The sequence below is a fragment of the Mucilaginibacter gilvus genome (genome assembly GCF_004054195.1).
Classification (GTDB): domain Bacteria; phylum Bacteroidota; class Bacteroidia; order Sphingobacteriales; family Sphingobacteriaceae; genus Mucilaginibacter; species Mucilaginibacter gilvus.
Genome location: NZ_SBIW01000003.1, coordinates 915,424 through 932,502 on the forward strand (window position 1 = coordinate 915,424; position 17,079 = coordinate 932,502).

Annotated in this window: 15 protein-coding genes; 9 read left to right on the forward strand and 6 right to left on the reverse strand. The window is 42.2% G+C overall.

All coding sequences use genetic code 11. The features are described 5' to 3' along the window. Positions 1 to 31: 31 nt before the first annotated feature. The 6 genes from ccoN to EPL05_RS09930 are packed head-to-tail and all read left to right on the forward strand — an operon-like array spanning position 32 to position 5,739. Positions 32 to 2,158 carry a cytochrome-c oxidase, cbb3-type subunit I gene (gene ccoN, locus EPL05_RS09905; RefSeq protein ID WP_128533773.1) on the forward strand — a complete coding sequence of 709 codons (2,127 nt, stop codon included), beginning with the start codon at positions 32 to 34 and terminating at the stop codon, positions 2,156 to 2,158. Positions 2,159 to 2,166: 8 nt separating this feature from the next. Continuing rightward, entirely contained in the window at positions 2,167 to 2,358 is a 192-nt protein-coding gene (locus EPL05_RS09910; protein WP_128533774.1) for a hypothetical protein, read from the forward strand. Beyond that, positions 2,355 to 3,251, forward strand: coding sequence for a cbb3-type cytochrome c oxidase N-terminal domain-containing protein (locus tag EPL05_RS09915; RefSeq protein WP_128533775.1), 897 nt, complete (start codon positions 2,355 to 2,357; stop codon positions 3,249 to 3,251). Before EPL05_RS09910 ends, EPL05_RS09915 begins: the two co-directional genes overlap by 4 nt. Then, positions 3,217 to 4,626: a cytochrome c oxidase accessory protein CcoG gene (gene ccoG, locus EPL05_RS09920; RefSeq protein WP_243837260.1), complete on the forward strand. Its 1,410-nt coding sequence runs from the start codon at positions 3,217 to 3,219 to the stop codon at positions 4,624 to 4,626. Before EPL05_RS09915 ends, ccoG begins: the two co-directional genes overlap by 35 nt. Positions 4,627 to 4,630: 4 nt before the next feature. Further along, positions 4,631 to 5,053 carry a FixH family protein gene (locus EPL05_RS09925; protein WP_128533776.1) on the forward strand — a complete coding sequence of 141 codons (423 nt, stop codon included), beginning with the start codon at positions 4,631 to 4,633 and terminating at the stop codon, positions 5,051 to 5,053. Further along, the gene (locus tag EPL05_RS09930; RefSeq protein WP_128533777.1) at positions 5,050 to 5,739 is read left to right on the forward strand and encodes a sulfite exporter TauE/SafE family protein; all 690 of its coding nucleotides are present in this window, start codon (positions 5,050 to 5,052) and stop codon (positions 5,737 to 5,739) included. Before EPL05_RS09925 ends, EPL05_RS09930 begins: the two co-directional genes overlap by 4 nt. A gap of 16 nt (positions 5,740 to 5,755) precedes the next feature. Here EPL05_RS09930 and hemN read toward each other — a convergent pair whose 3' ends face one another. Next, the gene (gene hemN / locus EPL05_RS09935) at positions 5,756 to 7,129 is read right to left on the reverse strand and encodes an oxygen-independent coproporphyrinogen III oxidase (protein ID WP_128533778.1); all 1,374 of its coding nucleotides are present in this window, start codon (positions 7,127 to 7,129) and stop codon (positions 5,756 to 5,758) included. 220 nt (positions 7,130 to 7,349) lie between these two features. On the opposite strand from hemN, the gene EPL05_RS09940 reads away from it, so the two are divergent. Both EPL05_RS09940 and EPL05_RS09945 read left to right on the forward strand, forming a co-directional pair. Beyond that, a complete protein-coding gene (locus EPL05_RS09940) occupies positions 7,350 to 8,204 on the forward strand; it encodes a universal stress protein (protein ID WP_128533779.1) in 855 nt (284 codons plus the stop codon). A 69-nt stretch (positions 8,205 to 8,273) separates the two neighbouring features. Then, entirely contained in the window at positions 8,274 to 9,575 is a 1,302-nt protein-coding gene (locus EPL05_RS09945; RefSeq protein ID WP_128533780.1) for a L,D-transpeptidase scaffold domain-containing protein, read from the forward strand. Positions 9,576 to 10,032: 457 nt separating this feature from the next. Here the strand turns inward: EPL05_RS09945 and EPL05_RS09950 are convergent, their stop codons facing one another. The 5 genes from EPL05_RS09950 to EPL05_RS09970 form a co-directional block, all read right to left on the reverse strand. Beyond that, positions 10,033 to 13,221, reverse strand: a complete 3,189-nt coding sequence (locus EPL05_RS09950; protein WP_128533781.1) for a chemotaxis protein CheB — start codon at positions 13,219 to 13,221, stop codon at positions 10,033 to 10,035. Positions 13,222 to 13,652: 431 nt separating this feature from the next. Beyond that, complete coding sequence (locus EPL05_RS09955) at positions 13,653 to 13,946, reverse strand: hypothetical protein (RefSeq protein WP_128533782.1); 294 nt, start codon at positions 13,944 to 13,946, stop codon at positions 13,653 to 13,655. Positions 13,947 to 13,979: 33 nt separating this feature from the next. Next, a complete protein-coding gene (locus tag EPL05_RS09960) occupies positions 13,980 to 14,303 on the reverse strand; it encodes a Rossmann-fold NAD(P)-binding domain-containing protein (RefSeq protein ID WP_128533783.1) in 324 nt (107 codons plus the stop codon). A gap of 83 nt (positions 14,304 to 14,386) precedes the next feature. Then, positions 14,387 to 15,439: a response regulator gene (locus EPL05_RS09965; protein ID WP_128533784.1), complete on the reverse strand. Its 1,053-nt coding sequence runs from the start codon at positions 15,437 to 15,439 to the stop codon at positions 14,387 to 14,389. Beyond that, positions 15,432 to 16,622 carry a PAS domain-containing sensor histidine kinase gene (locus EPL05_RS09970; RefSeq protein ID WP_128533785.1) on the reverse strand — a complete coding sequence of 397 codons (1,191 nt, stop codon included), beginning with the start codon at positions 16,620 to 16,622 and terminating at the stop codon, positions 15,432 to 15,434. Before EPL05_RS09970 ends, EPL05_RS09965 begins: the two co-directional genes overlap by 8 nt. 215 nt (positions 16,623 to 16,837) lie before the next feature. Between EPL05_RS09970 and EPL05_RS09975 the strand changes: the two genes are divergently transcribed. Further along, the gene (locus EPL05_RS09975; protein ID WP_128533786.1) at positions 16,838 to 16,963 is read left to right on the forward strand and encodes a hypothetical protein; all 126 of its coding nucleotides are present in this window, start codon (positions 16,838 to 16,840) and stop codon (positions 16,961 to 16,963) included. Positions 16,964 to 17,079 lie beyond the last annotated feature (116 nt).

Genomic DNA, 17,079 nt, shown 5'->3' on the forward strand with positions numbered 1-17,079 from the left:
ATCTTAATTTTACCACATCATAAAACATACTATGCAGCCTGATAAATTTTACTACGACAATAAGATCGTCCGCAATTTTGGTATAGCAACCGTTATTTGGGGCATCATCGGGATGACGGTGGGGCTCATTATTGCCATACAGTTGTACGCCCCAGGTATGAACATGAATAACCAGTATACCACTTATGGCCGCATCCGTCCCTTGCATACCAATGCTGTGATCTTCGCCTTTGTGGGTAATGCCATATTTATGGGCGTATATTACTCATTGCAACGGCTGTTAAAAGCACGCATGTACAGCGACTGGTTAAGCAAGGTCCATTTTTGGGGATGGCAACTCATCATTGTGTCTGCCGTCATTACCTTACCATTGGGGCTAACCACCTCCCATGAATACGCTGAACTGGAATGGCCTATAGATATCGCTATTACCCTGATTTGGGTTGTCTTTGGGATCAACATGTTCGGGACAATAATTAAACGGCGAGAGAGACATTTGTACGTAGCTATATGGTTTTACATCGCCACCTTTGTTACCATAGCGGTATTGCATATCGTTAACTCCGTTGAATTGCCCATATCTACATGGAAAAGCTATTATGTTTACGCGGGGGTACAAGACGCACTGGTGCAATGGTGGTACGGCCATAACGCCGTAGCCTTTTTTCTTACCACGCCATACCTGGGTATGATGTATTATTTTCTGCCAAAAATGGCTAACCGGCCAATTTACTCCTACAAATTAAGTATTCTGCACTTTTGGGCGCTGATATTCATTTACATCTGGGCCGGGCCTCACCATTTATTGTATACAAGTCTGCCGGACTGGGCACAATCACTGGGCATCGCGTTCTCCATTATGCTTATCGCACCAAGCTGGGGCGGTATGATCAATGGCTTGCTAACGCTGCGCGGAGCCTGGGATAAAGTGCGTGATGATGTAGTGTTGAAATTTATGGTAGTTGGTTTAACAGCGTATGGCATGGCCACTTTTGAAGGGCCGATGCTTTCTTTGAAACAAGTTAACGGCTTCGCCCATTTCAGCGATTGGATAATTGCCCATGTACACGTTGGCGCCCTGGGCTGGAATGGCTTCTTAACCTTCGCTATACTGTACTGGGTTATACCCCGCATTTATAAAACAGAGCTTTTCTCTAAAAAACTATCGGCTTTCCACTTTTGGATAGGCACACTGGGTATATTATTTTATGCCATCCCTATGTACTGGGCCGGCTTTACACAAAGCCTGATGCTGAAAGAATTTACGCCCGAAGGTATGCTAAAATATCCCAACTTTTTAGAGACCACTTTGCAAATCCTCCCTATGCACATGATGCGTTCTGCAGGTGGTGCAATGTACCTGTTAGGCGTGATAGTAATGGCCTATAATTTAGCCCGCACCATGCTGCAGGGAAGTTTAGTTGCCAACGAAGCTGCCCAGGCAATGCCACTGGCACCTGCAAACACCATTATAAAAGAAGGCACCTGGCACCGCGCACTGGAACGTAAACCCATCCAAATGATGATCATAGCGTTACTGGTAATTCTCGTAGGGACTTTTGTTGAATTGATGCCAACGCTCACCATTAAATCTAATATCCCCACCATAGCCAGCGTAAAACCTTATACACCACTGGAGCTACAGGGGCGGGATATTTATATGCGGGAAGGTTGTGTTAATTGCCACTCGCAAACGGTACGGCCCTTCCGCTCGGAAACAGAACGTTATGGAGAATACAGCAAAGCCGGCGAGTTTGTATACGATCACCCGTTTTTATGGGGATCTAAAAGAACAGGGCCAGATTTAGCGCGGGAAGGTCAAAAATATGGCAATGCCTGGCATTATAATCACCTGATGGACCCGAGGCTGATGTCGCCCGGTAGTATCATGCCTAATTACGATTGGCTGATCTCGCAGAAACTGGATACCACTACCACAGCAGCGAAGATCAACGCTATGCGTACGCTCGGTGTTCCGTACACGATAGGTTACGAAAACCTGGCCAATAAAGACCTGGACAAACAGGCTAAAGAAATTTCTGAAAATTTGGCGAAAGACCACATCAAAGTAAAAAGCAACAAAGAGATCATTGCCATTATTGCTTACCTGCAACGGTTGGGGATGGATATTAAAGCGAATAAATCCGGTAATAAATAAACGATACCATGTTTAAACAATTCACAGAAAACATCACCGCTAACCAGGGTTACCTGCTTTTTTCGCTGGCTATATTCTTCGTTTTTTTTGTTGTAGTCACTATTATGCTCGTCAAAATGAATAAAAACCATGTAATCAATATGAGTGACCTGCCGCTGCACGACGGCAATGGAGAAACGCTTAATAATAATGAATTATGAGAGTTTTCCGTATCATTTTATCGATCCTGTTACTTGGAACTTCCGTTAGGGCGAGCGCTGCGGACGACACTATAACATCGGGCGATATACAGAATTATATAGGATATGGCGCATTTGTGACCGTTTTGATCGTTATCCTATTAGCGATGCTAATGTTGTTACGAACATTTACCGTGCTGACAAAGATCGCGCTAAAAGCACAGGGATATACAAACGAGCAGATAAAAGCCGAAATGCATCCTGCCAAAAAAGAGAAAAAACCCAAAGGTGAGGCCTGGAATAAATTACTGTCGCTAAGGCCAATGGCTGAAGAAAAAGACTTACTGATAGCGCATGATTACGACGGCATCCAGGAATTGGATAACCCAATTCCTGGATGGTTTATGTACCTGTTTTATGCCAGCATCATTTTTGCAGGGGGGTATCTTTTAACTTATCATGTTTTCCACTTCGGGCAATTGCAATATGAAGAGTATAATACCGAAATGGCACAGGCGGCCGTAGCTAAGAAGCTATACCTCAGCAAGGCTGCAAACCAGGTAGACGAAAATACAGTAAAATTAGAAAGGGACCCCGAAATGTTGAAAGCAGGGCAGGTCATATTTATCCAAAACTGTAAGCCTTGCCATGGCGAACATGCCGAAGGAAGTGTTGGGCCAAACCTTACAGATGACTATTGGCTGCACGGCGGCAAGATCAGTGACCTGTTTAAAACCATTAAATATGGCGTTCTGGCCAAGGGAATGCCGACTTGGGAAAAACAACTCTCGCCAAAGCAAATAGCTGATGTTGCCAACTACGTAAAATCATTGCAAGGCACCAAGCCTGCCGGCGCTAAAGAAGCACAGGGCACCAAAGATGAAGCAAGTGAAAAGCTTGCAGCAAATAAATAGTATGGATGCATTATTGGCGGTGAAGGAAACGGGAGAACGGAGGTGGATGTATCCGCTGCTGCGCAAGGGGCCATTATACAAATGGCGCAGCCTTACCAGTTATGTTTATTTGATCGCTTTTTTTGCCGGGCCCTTTGTTCGCATAAATAGCCAGCCTTTGTTGCTGCTTAACTTTATGGACAGGCAATTTGTAATACTGGGGCAGGTTTTTTGGCCACAGGATATCTTTTTATTCGTACTGGCTACACTCGTTTTCCTGGTTTGCGTGGTGTTATTCACCATTGTTTTTGGGCGGGTATTCTGCGGATGGATCTGCCCGCAAACCATTTTTATGGAGATGGTTTTCCGCAAGATAGAATACTGGATAGAAGGTGATGCCGGGAAACGTAAAGCTTTGGATGCTGAGCCGTTGAATAATAAAAAAGCGATGAAGAAAACGGCAAAGCACCTGCTTTTTTTATTGTTTTCATTTTTAATTGCCAACACTTTTTTAGCTTATGTAATTGGGAGCGACAGTTTATTGAATATAATTTCCCAGCCTATTGCTGCGCACCCGGTAGGCTTTATCAGTCTCTGCGTATTCACCATTATATTTTACCTGGTATACAGCCAGGTACGGGAACTGGTTTGCACAGTAATTTGCCCATACGGAAGGCTGCAGGGCGTGTTACTTGACCGTGACACGCTGGTAGTGGCGTACGATGATAAGCGTGGAGAGCCGCGGGGTAAATTATCGAAAAACGCTGAGGCAATCCCGGTTAAGGGTGATTGCGTAGACTGTGGTTTATGCGTAGCCGTTTGCCCAACAGGTATAGATATTCGTAACGGTACACAGATGGAGTGTATCAACTGCACCGCCTGCATCGATGTTTGCAATGAGGTGATGATCAAAATTAAAAAACCTTTAAACCTTGTTGGCTTTTTTTCTGAAAACATGATCCAAAACCAGGTAAAGCCCAGTTTTACCGGCAGGATGAAAGCCTACACCGCTGTAATCGCTATCATGATGACGGTACTTTGCTACTTCATTTTTAGCCGTAGCGATTTAAATATGACTGTAATGCGCGGCGCAGGCATGCTTTACCAGGAACAACCCGGTGGCTACATCAGTAACATATATAATGCAGAGATCATCAACAAAACCAAAATACCAACGGAAATAATTATACAGCCGGTTGACCCGGCTGTTAAGGTTAATTACATCCAGGCACCCGGCACGGTCGGTGGAGGAACATCTGTAAAAACGGTTTTCTTTTTACTCATCCCCGAGAGCCGGATACATAAAGCAAAAACAACCGTGAGCTTACAACTCATCCAAAACCATAAAGTTATGCAAACAGTAAAAACAGCCTTTGTAGGTCCAGTAAACGATTGATCATATGAATTGGGGAAAAGGAATTATAGGGGGAATGGTGCTGTTTATGCTTTTTATATTGAGCATGTGTATTTACATGTTTATGGCGCCCGAAGATGGCTACGACCACCAGTATTACGAAAAGGGCTTGAACTTTGACAAGGATTTTAAAAAAGAGAAACAGGTTCAAACGGATCATGCTTCGCCGGTTATTACGGTCTCGGGGAAAATGATCAATGTACTATTTAATAAGCCCGCTGCCGGCACCATCAAATTCGTTCGCCCGTCAAATGAGGCATTAGACAATGAGATCAAATTGGACAGCACGGCCGGAAAAAACATTGCTATTCCCGCTGGATCCATGGCTGTTGGCCGCTGGCAAATTGTAATAAATTGGGAAAGCAGTCATAAAGCCTATTTATACCAACAAAAAATCGACATTAAATGAACCAGAATAGCATCGCTTTCTTTATAGGTTTGTTTGGCAGCGTACATTGTATAGGTATGTGCGGACCACTGGCGCTGGCTATTCCATCCTTCCAAACCAAGTGGTGGTTGATTGTAGGGGATAAAATAATTTATAACCTTGGCCGAGTCATTACCTACTCTTTGTTAGGTTTCCTTATCGGTTTACTGGGTAAACAACTCTGGTTGGCCGGCTTTCAGCAGGGTGTTAGCTTGTTCAGCGGCGTATTGATCATTTTAGCTGGCTTATCTCGCTTGCTTAAAATACGCCTCGGGCAGGGAACCTTTATATCAAGGTTTTTATCGCCCGTAAACGGGCTTCTGTCCTACGCGCTTAAACATAAAGCAGGTCACCTGATAGTGGGTATATTGAATGGCTTTTTACCCTGTGGTTTTGTTTACCTGGCTTTGGTTGGTGCAGTTAATACGCTTTCGGCCCCTTCCGCGGCGCAATATATGTTTTGGTTTGGTATGGGTACTTTTCCGCTAATGTTGTTAGCTACTCTCAGCTCAGGGTTTATTGGACCATCTGTTCGCCGCCGAATCAATCAAACGATGCCTTATATCATGGTTTGCCTTGGCATTTGGTTCCTGTTACGGGGGATGAATTTAAATATCCCTTATCTCAGCCCCGAGATTAAATCTTCCGGCGCAACTATTTGCCACTAAAATCAATAAATCGGCGTTATATTGCCATACTGAATAGCTGCGTATCGGGCCGCTGTGCCCATAACCTGGCATCGATCGCCATACAGATATTTCGCAAATATCCATTACCTATCGAAGTAACTTTTAATCCTCTGGAGTTCAATTCAATAAGGCCGTCATTCGCCAAAATCTCTAAACGTTCCAAACCGGCAAACAGCGAAAGGCAAGGCTCGAGGTGATGATTCCATGATGTTTTTCCTTTGCACATGATATTTTGAACATGTTTGCGAATTATCAGGTCATCTCTGGTGAGCAAATGTCCTTTAAACACGGGGAATTTGCCATTGGCTACCAGCTCAAGGTATTCTTCCACAGTCTTTACATTTTGTGCAAATGCATACCCGGAGTCGCTGATAGCGGATACACCAAGCCCTATTAACAATTGGGTGTGCTGATCGGTATACCCCATAAAATTCCGGTATAGCTTACCGTTATTCATGGCGGTAAACAATTCATCGGCGGGCAAGGCAAAATGATCCATACCAATCTCCAGGTACCCGAAACTATTCAGCAAATCGCGGCCGGTTTGGTGCAGCGCTTTTTTTGCAGCCGCATCCGGCAGGTGCTGTTCGGTAAAACTCCGTTGCCCGGGTTTTAGCCATGGTACATGGGCATAACTGTAAAAGGCAATCCGGTCGGGCATTAGTTCCGATACCATTTCTATAGTTCGGGTGAGCCCGGTTACCGTTTGTAAGGGCAAACCATATATCAAATCAAAATTGATGGATGTATAACCTATCTTACGGGCAGCCAGCGTTACCTGCTGTACTTGTTCAAAGCTCTGCTCCCTGTTGATGATCCGCTGTACATTCAGGTCAAAATCCTGAATCCCCAAACTTAGCCGGCGAAACCCAAGGTCATATAATACTTGTAAGTGTTCTTCGCTGGTGTTTGCCGGATGTGCTTCAAAACTGAAATGGGCATCCGGGTGAATCTCCGTATTTAAGAGAATGGCATATAGTAGTATTTTTAGGTGTGCTGCACTAAAAAAAGTTGGTGTACCGCCACCCAGGTGAATTTCCCTTATGAGAGGTTTCTTTTCAAACAGGTTAAGGTACATGGTCCACTCCAGCATCAGGGCTTTGATGTAAGGCTGTTCTACCGCGTGATTTTTGGTGATCCGGGTATTGCAGCCACAGTATGTACACAAATTTTTGCAAAACGGCAGGTGGATATATAAACTCATTCCTTCCATTGCGTTGCTCTCGGAAAAACTTTGTTTTATGGACTGTTTCCAATCATTTGTGTTAAAAGCGGCAACATTCCAAAAGGGCATAGTTGGGTAACTGGTGTAGCGCGGTAAAGCAACATTATATTTTTCGGCCAGACCCGTTTTTTCTGTAGGTAACATAGCAGTTCTAATATTTTCGATACCAAACTAAGGCTAATCCGCTGGCTTAGGAATGCTGTCCGTCAGGAAAAATAATGATAGCTATCAATTCATCATATTTTTTTGAACCACTGGTTTAAGGGCGTCTTTGGTGTCTAACGTCACCTCGAAACATGACGCGCGTCATTAGCTGCCGACCCCGAATTGATGAGATTTGGTAATAGAAGTTAACCAAAAAATCATGAAAAAGATTCTCATACCAACAGATTTTTCGTCCGACGCAACCCATGCCGTAGACTATGGCTATTCCCTGGCTAAACAGTTGAGGGCGAATGTTATTTTGTGCAATGTAGTAACTGTCCCCGCTGAAATACCACAAGCCGGCTTGATTGTTTGGCCTCTGTACGAAAGTGATGTGCTCCTGAAAGATAGTGGAGATGAATTGGCAAAACTGAAAAAAAGGCTTCAACTTAATAGCGGTTTGGATGGGTTTATTCCTGAGGTTACCGTTATAAATGAATACGGGATGCTCCCCGATGTTATTAACCAAATTATAAATACAGGGTTTGTAGACCTGGTAGTGATGGGCTATCACCACAGCGACGGGCTAAGCACCTTCATGTTAGGAAATCATAGCAAAAGAATGATTGACGCTGCAACCCAAACTTTGATAATTGTGCCAAATAACGCTAAGGCTAACCCCGTAAAAAAGATCGCATTCGCAATTGATTTAGAAAATGCCCAAAGCGACCTGGGCGAAGTGTACAAGTTAATTCCACTGGCTAAAGAATTGAATGCAGAAATTCTTATCGTCCACATTCAAGATGAACAACATCAAACTGTACACTTAAAAAAATGGATGGATAATTTGTTAACCGAGTTATCAAACAAAGCGGACTATCCAAATATCCACTATAGAATTGTTAAAAGTGAAAATATAGAGAAGGGATTGAAATGGTTGTGCGAGCATGGGCAGATAGATATGTTGGCGATGCATCACCATCAACATGGTTTCTTTGATTCGTTAATGAACGGAAGCCATACGCAGAACATGGCCGGCAAATTATCGATACCATTGATGGTAATGCCCGCTTAATGCTATCTCACCTTAACCATTACCAAGTATTTTAGCCTGACATGCTACGCGTGTTTTACAAAATTCATCATGCAAAAATCTATCAGATCCGGCCCGTGTTTTAAAGCTCCTGGCAATATGGGCATCATAACCATACTCCTGATGCTCTCTTTTATTACTAACGCTAAAACGGCAGGTATAATTTTGAAAATCAACAAGGCCGACAGCCCAGGAAGAGACACCATTTTATCTGAAATGATCAAATCACAGCTTGCAAAACATAAATACGACTTATATTACCCGCTGTCAGTATCGCGATTTTATAGAAACACCGGGTTCAAGCTGGCTTTTGTTGCGCCGGAAACAGTAAAAACCCATGCAGGGGAAGCAATGATGTTTTTAGACTGCGTTATTCAATACGGGTTAAACCCATCTGATTATCATTCAAAAATACTGACATACCAGAGGTTGAATAAGTTGGTAAAGCTGGGCAGTAACGAGGGTATCAGAGAAAAGGTTTTTTTTGATATGATGCTTACAGATGCTATGATAGCGATGATAAACAATTTGCATTATGGAAAGCTCAATCCGTATTATTCAATTGATGAAATTGACTTGGGGATTACCCCAAAAGATGTTACCGGGGGTATGCTACAGTACGCTATGACTCAAGAAAATTTCATGAATGCTATAGAACTCGCACAACCAAAATCGACTGCATATATCGACCTGCAACGGCACATGCGTTTATTAACAGGGGTGTACCAGCTTGATTGTTATGATACTCCTGACAGCACTGTTCGTACAATGGCTGTAAATATGGAAAGATTAAGGTGGATTCAACATGATTCGACAATTTACGTTGACATCAATTTGGCAGCGTTTGAGCTAACCCTCCACTCAAAAGACAGTATCTATAGATTCAATATTACTATTGGCGATCCGGCAACTCCCACTGTAGTTTCAAAAAACATTATCAGTCGCTTTACCGTCACCAGTAACCAACCGAATCATTCCGCGGGTTTCGTTTTCATTTTAGCCAATTTGTCCATTTACGGCACAAATGAGCGCCAATCTTTTAAAATACCGGCGCAACGCTTCACTAGTGGGAATATTCAGTTAGCGCAAGCTGGTAAACTGGCCGAGTTGCTATCAGTCACTACTGGCTCTGTTAATAGACTTTCTAATATAATTAAAAACATGAAAACAAAACAGGTGAGAAACTTTAACCTGAAAAAAGGCACAGAAATCGTAATTACCTATTTAACCTGTAAAGTGAGCGAAGGAACGTTAATTACCTATAATGATGTTTATAATTTGGATCCCCTTTTAGAATTGCGCTTATATGGTATTAAAAACCAATTCTCCCAAAAACGAGATGTAAACAATTAAATATCTTATGTCTTAGCTTAAATGCGTAGAACGGTATAAACGTTCAGAGCAATCGTCAACATCTGTTTAAGAGAATCAACAGTTGCTACTCCAACTTTGAATATAGACGAGAAATTAATAAAGTCGTCGTCTGTGATTCATCAAAATTTACATTTGTACCCCCTGCCAAAACTATACGCAAAGAAGCGATCGTAGTTCCGACCGCAATTTGTTCGACACTAAGTAGGATATACACAACTGATTTATATTATATGGAGCATAGAACTTGATGTTCGTAAAATTTTGCATGATGTTAAAAACTAAAAAACAGAATATTCTTTCTGGGCGAAATACGAAAAATCGCCGGTAATGAGATCATTCTCTACGTCGTCATGGTTGTAGGTGTTAATTGGGAATCGTCATCATTAGTTATTTTCGGGGCAATAAGTTGTATTAACGGTGACCAGCTGAACAGGCTTTAACCCGCGACCATGACCGGCAGCGGCAGGAATATACTAAAAGTACTGCCTTTCCCCATTTCGCTGTCAACGGTAATATTCCCATTGGCAGCGTCTATTATTTTTTTGGCCAGGTACAATCCGATACCTTGTCCTTCCAGTTCTTTATTTAAACGCCCATACATGCTAAAAATGATGTCCACCTGATTTTTTGCTATCCCAATGCCATTGTCATTAACAGTCAGAATAATGTGCTCGGCGTCTTTAAAGATGGCGATATGGATCAACGGAATATTGCCATTTGTGAATTTGATACCATTAGCTACCAAATTATAGAGGATGCTTCTCAGGTTCTTTTTAGAGAACAGTACTTCTTTAACTTCCAGGTTTTTGGTGATTAGAGCACCGGTTTTTTTTATCCTTGCTTCTAAGCTCCATTCAATATTGGCAATGATCTCCTCCATGTTTACCATTTCCATGCTGATCATATCGCCTTCGATTCTGGCGATAACGGAAATGTCGTTGATCAATGTCCGGAACTTTCTAACAGAGGAATTGATGATAGTGATAAATTTGGATAAACCCGGGTCGGTGACCTTGATCAAATTCATTACCCCAATGCTGGTCTCAATATTGGCTAAAGGAGCCAGCAGATCATGTGAGGCCGTATGGACAAAATTATCAAGGTCAGCATTAATCCGTTCCAGACTTTTGTTTTTGCGGTCCAGTTCCACCTGTGTGAACTTCAATTCTGTAATGTCATTAAACGTAACTATCGCACCATTCCTTTTTTCATCGATTAATTGCACGTAAGGCATCGTCATAATCTGGTACCATTTGCCATTGTTGGTTTGGATCTCCTTGGTGATAACAGTACCTTTTGCCAAAACTTGTTTGATATCCTCAATAATGGTCTCGAACTTGATATTAGTCGATATATTACTAAGCGGACGGCCGATATCTGTTTCCAGTAGATTGATCTGTTTGACAGCGCCCGGGGAAAACTTCATGAGAAGCAGGTCATTGTTGATAAATAACTGCCCGTTGACGTTGCTCCTGAAATAGTTATTCAGATCGTCGTTGATCTCGAGTAATTCTTTGTTCTTTAATTGATAGTCAGCGTTGATGGTGTGCAGTTCTTCATTTACCGATTGCATTTCCTCATTAGTACTTTGCATTTCCTCGTTAGCTGAGATGAGTTCCTCATTGAACGACTGCATGTTCTCATTAGAAGCATCCAGCCGCTCATAAGCCGAATGCAATTTCACCTGCAATTCTTTCAGTTCTTCCTCCAGGTTCAGGGTATATTGATCCTGGTATATTTTTTCATCAAAAATGCTATCATCAGCTATAGCGGAATTTTGTTGCGCGTCACTGCAAAGGGTCACCATTAGTAATTTTTGCTCGTTCTTATTTACTTTTAGCCTATCAATTGCCAATGTGACTTTGACCACCACGCCTTCATGTCTAATCTTTATACCGCTCAAAGTTGCAGGCTCTCCGGTTTGATCAACTTTCCGTTTCAGGGTACTAAAAGCGACTGCAAGCGGTTTGGGTAATTGCTCCGGCAGGTTTAAATTGAAATGTTGCTTGATGAGGAATTTGGTATTACCATATGATTTAACCACAGAATTGTTGTCATCAATGCATACTGCGAAATAATCTTGCTGTTCGGCTAATTGTGTATTCATTGCTTCAGACACCGTATTGCTGTTGCTCAGGGTATTCTCCTCTCGGCGGATTGCCGGTGTACGCTTGATATCCAGCAGTTCGGGAAGCGTAAAAGCGTCGAAGCTCACCTCCCTTCTCGCTTTTAAGTTCCTATAAATCTTCCATTTTTTGTTGACCACTTCCAGATTCTTGATGATTGGTATCGGGTTTTCACTGGAACCGAGGAATAAATAGCCATCCATTTTTAGTCCGAAAAGCATCATTGAAAAGATTTTTTTCTGCAAAACAGGCGCCATATAGATCAGCAGGTTACGGCAGCTGATGAAGTTCATATTACAATAAGGAGGATTCTTCACCAGGTCATGCTGGGCGAAAATAACCATGTTACGTATCTCAGGCTTTACGCGGTAACATTCGCCCTCCTTGATAAAATATTTTTCAAGCCTTTCTTCCGAAACCTGTTTTGCGATGTCTTTGTTATAGATGCCTTTGCCGGCATGGGCCATGGCCACACTGTCAATGTCGGTAGCAAATATCTTCACCACCACATCCTTATATTTTCCGGTAAGTTGTTCCGCAACTAAAATGGCCATCGAATAGGCTTCCTCACCAGTGGCGCAGCCGGCTACCCACATTTTCAGTTCTTCGCCAGGTACTACTTTCTCCAAAACGACTGGTAATATTTTCTTTTGGATAAAGCCAAATGCTTCCTTATCCCTGAAAAAAGATGTTACGCTGATCAGGAAATCCTTAGCAAGCGCTTCCACCTCTTCTGTATTCGACTTTAAAAAGGTCAGATATTTTTCCAAAGATAAAAAGTTCCCCTCGTTCGCCCGCCGTTTGGTTCGTCTGAGGATGGTCGGTAATTTATAATCTGAAAAATCGAGCGGCGACCGCTCTTTGATCAGTTCAACGATCTCCTTAATATTTTTCTCATCATGCGGATGTTCAGTAAGTACCGTCAATCCCTCCTTTACATAGTCTTCTATTACGTCCGGCATCGCGGCCGGTTCCAATATAAAATCGACCAGGCCGGTTGCGATCGCGTGTGAAGGCATACTGTTGAACTCTGACGTTTCCGGATTCCGGGCGATGACCATCCCACCGGCCTTTTTGATGTTCTTTATACCTTCAGTACCGTCAGCGCCTAAGCCGGATAGCACAATACCGATAGCTTTATTACCGCAATCTTCAGCCAGTGAGTTGAAAAATGCGTTGATCGTCAAATGCGGGCCTTTAACTTTAGTCTTGTCACTCAGGCGTAAACGACCGCCAGAAATGGTCATGAACTTGTCATTAGGAATAAGGTATACCTGGTTGCTTTTTAACTCGGAGCCATCTACCGCTTCTGAAACGACCAGTTTACTGTGTTTACCTAAAAGTTCCACCATACGACTTTTGAAATCAGAGGATAGGTGCTGTATAATGACATAAGTCACCCCATCCAAAGGGGTATGATCAAAAAATAAATTAATTTCTTCCATTCCCCCTGCAGACGCGCCGATAGCAATGATGTGATGAGGAATAATTTTCTGCATGATAAAGGATTAATTAAAGTTTTAAAAAAAGCAATATTGATCCTGTCGAGAGGAAAGGGGCATATCAAATATACGACTATTAACCAGTAATATCTTTTTCTTCAATAACTTAACATTGAACTAACGTCTTTGAGCCTAAAAAGGTTATACTTCAAAGGTTTGCTGAAAGCAAAAGCTGCTGTCATCCTATTGCCAGTAACAGGATCAGCTTCAGTTTACCTGTCTGACAGGTACAGATAGTATCTCCAGTAAATCGTCGTTATTTATCAAGATCATAATTTTTAGGCTCGGCGGTGTTCAACTGGATGAGACTGGCCCAGCCTTTAAAGGGGTGACTGAAATTGATTTTTATACATTTCATAAGGTGTTAGATAACTTTTCAACTAAGCTTTTGGAGAAGTTGCGCTGTTAATTAAATCAGCTAATAAATATTAGCTACACTTATCAGTTATAAAATTAATAAGCTGCTCTTCCAGCAGTGCTGTATTATATATAACATTAACCGCGTTATTAGAAACGGTTATTTCATTATCTGTGATGATTACCGTTAAAGCCACTCCTTCTATCACTTCCGGAAACAAAACATTGATCACGTCGTAAACGTGGGCAAAATCTATTGCCAAGCTGGAATCTAACTTTGAATTGATATAATCCGGAAATTCCTTTTTTAACAGGTCGAATAATTTTTCAGCGCTTACCGGCTGTATCATGACAATAGTTTTCATATTTGATTTTATAATTAAATATTGTAGTATAAATTATGAAGCAGGCAAAAGCCGGTTATCCTCATTGGCCGTATCGAGGTCTTTGATAATTTGTTCTGCTGTTTCCTGTAAGTTTGAGATATCGGCACCGGCAGGCCGGGTAATGATATAGTTTATTCCCATATTGCATAATTTTTGGGTAATATCTTCGGGAATTCTAAAACCTTCCGGCATGATGATGGCTTCTTTCCCTTGCGCATAATGGACCGTGTCCACAGTTAGCGGATTGGCAATGAGCGTGATGTCATGCTTTTTTTTATTGGCTTTGGCAAAGTATTCTTTTTCAAAATCCAGGACACTATAAGCAACCGCTTTCATAAGTATTGTATTTATCTAATACAAAAATAAGCTTAGCAAAACGCTTAAAACGTGCGTTGCGTTGCATATAAATATGACGTTGGTCAGTTTTTCATTTTAGCGAGCGCTTCTAATCGTAAGATTGTAATGACAGCACCTTTTTTATCGATCAGACCCTCATCCTTAAAATCGGTCAATGTCCGGCTCACTGATTCGGTTGCCATACCGGTCATCGCCGCCAGATCTTCGCGGGAGATCTTAAACCCATGTTCCGATTCCGGTTGTTGCTCATACAGGCGAACCATCGCCTCAGCCATTTTTTTCCTTACCGAGTTATAGGCCATTTGTAACCATTGCTCTTCCTTTTCCCGTATATCATGAGCTAACAATTTAATGAATTCCCTGGCGATGTCCGGATATTGACTTAACAATTGTTCCAGCAGATCTTTAGGGATCAGGCATACCAGGCAATCTTCCATCGCCGTAGCGGTATCAGCGTGTTCTTCTTTCAGCAGCATGGCGTTAATGCCTAAGTATTCATCAGGGCCATAAATACCGGTCATCAGTTCGCGCCCGTCCTTAGCCAATTTAATAGCTTTAACCTTCCCGCTAAGCAAAAGATAAAGCCCGTTGCCCTGATCGCCTTCATAATAAATGACCTGGTTTTTTTTATATGCCCTCGTACGACGCTCCTGAATGACTTTTTTGAGTTCAGACAAGCCATCCTTTTTGCTGATGAACTTATTCAGCCGGTCCAACGATTTACTATAAAATTTTTCCTGTTGCTCCTTTTTCCTCAAGCGAATATCTATTGCGTTTAGCAATTCCAAATCATCAAAAGGTTTGGTGAGATAGTCATCAGCACCCATTTCCATGCCTTTGCGCAAATCCAAACGTTCCGCTTTGGCAGTTAAAAAGATAAAAGGAATATTTTCTATTTCGGGATTCTTATTCAGCATATATAGTACGCCGTAACCATCTAATTCAGGCATCATAATATCGCAAAGGATTAACTCAGGCTTATACTGAATTGCCAGGTCAACACCTATTTTACCATTAGGAGCTTCATAAACTTTGAACCCAGCCAATTCCAGTATTTCAACCACATTTTCGCGGATGTCGTCATTGTCTTCAATAATTAACACTGTCTTACTCATGATTTGGAAATGAAATGGTAAATAATGTACCCTCGTTAACTGCACTTTTAAATTTTACTGACCCATTCATCAGGCCTGCATAGCGGGTCACAATGTTCAGACCCAGGCCGGTCCCCGGGATCGTACCGGTGTTGTGCGCCCGGAAAAAAGCTTCAAAAAGGTGTTGCTGGTCGGCCTCGGGTATGCCGATTCCATTATCTTTTACGGTAATGATGCACTGTGTTTCGTTGATCTCGGTGTTAAAATCGATAAATGTGTTCTCCCCGGAATATTTAATGGCATTGGTGATCAAATTATGAATGCAATTTTTCAGCAGGTTCTGGTCAAGCCTAACCATACTGGCTATACCTTCGTGCAGATAGATGATATTCTGGTTCTTTTTAGCCATTACCTGCATTTCTTCTGTGATCTCTTCAGAAAATTTCACCAGGTCAAAGTCGGTATAAGTTACCACCTCTTTACCGGCTTCCAGTTTTTCAAGTGAAAGGAAGTCGTTTAAAATCGTTGTCAAGTTTCCAACCGCGTTTTTTATTTTACTTACATGTTTGGTAATATGCTCACTTTTTAGCGGCTCAGCATATTTCTCTATCAATGAAGCTGATAGTTTAACAGAGGTCAGCGGTGTTCGAAACTCGTGGGAGGCCATCGATACGAAGCGGCTTTTCAACAAGCTCAATTCTTTTTCTTTATCCAGCAACACACTCATTTCGTCTTGGGCCACTTCTAATGCCTGAACGCTTTTTTTAAGAGAAAGCGTGCGTTCTTCAACCTGTTCTTCCAAATGCGCGGCATATTTTTTCAGTTGCCGTTCGGCTTCCTTTTCCTTACTGAGGTCATGAATAAATCCGGTAAATATCCTGCGTCCGGAAAACTGTACCTCGCTCAAGCCTAAGCGAAAAGGGAAAATTGTACCATCTTTCCGCAGTCCCAGGACTTCCCGGCCAAGGCCCATAATGTTTGCCTTTCCTGTGGTCTGGTAACGATAAATAAAATCATCGTGCTGGTCTTTATCGGGGTTCGGCATTAGCATCCTGACATTTTCCCCAATCACTTCGTCCGACTCGTAATCAAAAAGTGCACATGCTGCCGGATTGATCAGTTCAATCGTCCCTTTTTCATCAATGGTAATGATACCATCTATCGCATTTTGTATAATGGCAATTAATAGTGCGGTGTTTTCCATAATTGGTGAGGACCTGACAATTGATCGCCGAAACAAATATCAGCTAATTCAAGGAGGGAGCTAGTTGACAAATCGCAGGGAAATTAATGATGCTCATCATTACAAGCAATTGAAAGCGATTTTGTTACAACTAACACTGAATTAGTGACCACTGTCACTTTTCGCAAAGGCGGCTGTCATTTAAAAAAGAGGCTCCCCGGTTTAGGTTTGTTTTGATGACAAACCGATCAGAACTATATATTTTAGTAATTAATTGCGGATCGTCCAGCCTGAAATTTAGCCTGTACGATGCCACTGGTTCCGAGCCCGGAATATTAGGGAGTATCAGTGGTATAGGTTGATATTCCGGGGATGTTGACCACCTGATTCCGTGGCAAAGTGACCAGGCGATTAGCTGGCGAACGATAGCAGCGAGAGCTGTAAAAGCGTTTTCAAAGTTAGTTATTAAAAGTGGTTA

What these genes read in the sequence shown, in the direction of transcription:
- EPL05_RS09925 (WP_128533776.1), top strand. Translation starts at nt 4,631, where the DNA reads ATGAATTGGGGAAAAGGAATTATAGGGGGAATGGTGCTGTTTATGCTT.
- ccoN (WP_128533773.1), top strand. Translation starts at nt 32, where the DNA reads ATGCAGCCTGATAAATTTTACTACGACAATAAGATCGTCCGCAATTTT.
- ccoG (WP_243837260.1), top strand. Translation starts at nt 3,217, where the DNA reads ATGAAGCAAGTGAAAAGCTTGCAGCAAATAAATAGTATGGATGCATTA.
- hemN (WP_128533778.1), bottom strand. Translation starts at nt 7,129, where the DNA reads ATGTTACCTACAGAAAAAACGGGTCTGGCCGAAAAATATAATGTTGCT.
- EPL05_RS09960 (WP_128533783.1), bottom strand. Translation starts at nt 14,303, where the DNA reads ATGAAAGCGGTTGCTTATAGTGTCCTGGATTTTGAAAAAGAATACTTT.
- EPL05_RS09945 (WP_128533780.1), top strand. Translation starts at nt 8,274, where the DNA reads ATGCAAAAATCTATCAGATCCGGCCCGTGTTTTAAAGCTCCTGGCAAT.
- EPL05_RS09955 (WP_128533782.1), bottom strand. Translation starts at nt 13,946, where the DNA reads ATGAAAACTATTGTCATGATACAGCCGGTAAGCGCTGAAAAATTATTC.
- EPL05_RS09910 (WP_128533774.1), top strand. Translation starts at nt 2,167, where the DNA reads ATGTTTAAACAATTCACAGAAAACATCACCGCTAACCAGGGTTACCTG.
- EPL05_RS09930 (WP_128533777.1), top strand. Translation starts at nt 5,050, where the DNA reads ATGAACCAGAATAGCATCGCTTTCTTTATAGGTTTGTTTGGCAGCGTA.
- EPL05_RS09915 (WP_128533775.1), top strand. Translation starts at nt 2,355, where the DNA reads ATGAGAGTTTTCCGTATCATTTTATCGATCCTGTTACTTGGAACTTCC.
- EPL05_RS09975 (WP_128533786.1), top strand. Translation starts at nt 16,838, where the DNA reads ATGACAAACCGATCAGAACTATATATTTTAGTAATTAATTGCGGATCG.
- EPL05_RS09950 (WP_128533781.1), bottom strand. Translation starts at nt 13,221, where the DNA reads ATGCAGAAAATTATTCCTCATCACATCATTGCTATCGGCGCGTCTGCA.
- EPL05_RS09940 (WP_128533779.1), top strand. Translation starts at nt 7,350, where the DNA reads ATGAAAAAGATTCTCATACCAACAGATTTTTCGTCCGACGCAACCCAT.
- EPL05_RS09965 (WP_128533784.1), bottom strand. Translation starts at nt 15,439, where the DNA reads ATGAGTAAGACAGTGTTAATTATTGAAGACAATGACGACATCCGCGAA.
- EPL05_RS09970 (WP_128533785.1), bottom strand. Translation starts at nt 16,622, where the DNA reads ATGGAAAACACCGCACTATTAATTGCCATTATACAAAATGCGATAGAT.